Source organism: Acidovorax sp. FJL06 (assembly GCF_003852545.1).
Lineage (GTDB): Bacteria > Pseudomonadota > Gammaproteobacteria > Burkholderiales > Burkholderiaceae_C > Acidovorax.
On the sequence record NZ_QAJR01000077.1, the window covers coordinates 232 to 1,266 of the forward strand.

A 1,035-nucleotide genomic window follows, 5' to 3' on the forward strand; every position below is an offset into this window, starting at 1 on the left:
CACCACCTCGGCCAGCGACACGGCGGTGCGCTGCGGGGGCTCGTTGCGGCTGAAGGTCAGGATCTGGCGCACCAGGTCGCGCGCGCGGCGGCCGGCCTTGTCGATCTCCAGCAGGCTTTCCAGCACGGGCGAGCCTGCGGCACAGTCGGCCTTGGCCAGCTCGACATTGCCCAGTATGGCCCCCAGGATGTTGTTGAAGTCGTGCGCAATGCCGCCCGCCATGGTGCCCACGGCCTGCATCTTGTGCGACTCGCGCAGCTGCGCCTCCAGCTCATTGCGGTGCGCCTCGGCTTTCTTGCGGCCGGTGAGGTCGCGCGCGAACACGGTGGTGGTTTCACCCCCGCCCACGCTTTCTGCGTGGCGCTCGAACGACACGCTCACTTCCACCGCCAGCTCCTTGCCGCTGGCGGTGAGCGCCGTCATCTCGCCCAGCAGCGCCTGGGTGGTGAGCTGCGCAAACGCCAGGGCCTGGGCCGCGTCGGGCAAAAAGCGGTCGAGCGTGCTGCCCAGCGCATCGCTGGCAGCGCACTGGAAGAGCGCGGCCGCCGTGGGGTTGAACACGGTGATGCGCTGGCGCTGGTCCACGCAGACGATGGCGTCCAGCGCCGAGTTGATGACGGCTTCGAGCCGCTTTTCGCTGGCGTGCAGCTGTTCGTTGCGCTGCTGCAGCGTGACTGCGCTGTGCTGCAGCGCCTGGCGCTCGGCCAGCAGCGGGCCCTGGTCGATCACTGCGCACAAATACTGCGACAGCGGCGCGCCGCTGGTCTGGGGCGCCTCGATGTGCGCGATGTGCAGGTCGCCCGTGATGCGGCTGGTGGCGTTGATGAGGAACACCACTTCCTTGGCCTCGCTGTGCCCCAGATCCTGCGCCTGGGCAAAGACCTCGCGCACGCGGGCGGCGTCTTGCGGGCACACAAAGGGCATCAGGGCGGTCAGCGGCCGGTCGCGTTCGGTGGGCTGGAAGGAGCGGTGCGCCATCGAGTTGGCCTGCACCACCATGTCGTGCTCGTCCACCACCATGAGGGCCAGGGGCAC

General features: G+C 69.1%; 1 protein-coding gene. It reads right to left on the reverse strand.

Going from position 1 to position 1,035, the window contains the following annotated elements; translation table 11 throughout:
• Window positions 1-1,035, reverse strand: a 1,035-nt coding sequence (locus DBV10_RS22545) for a PAS domain S-box protein (protein ID WP_124515771.1), incomplete at both ends; no start/stop codon positions are given.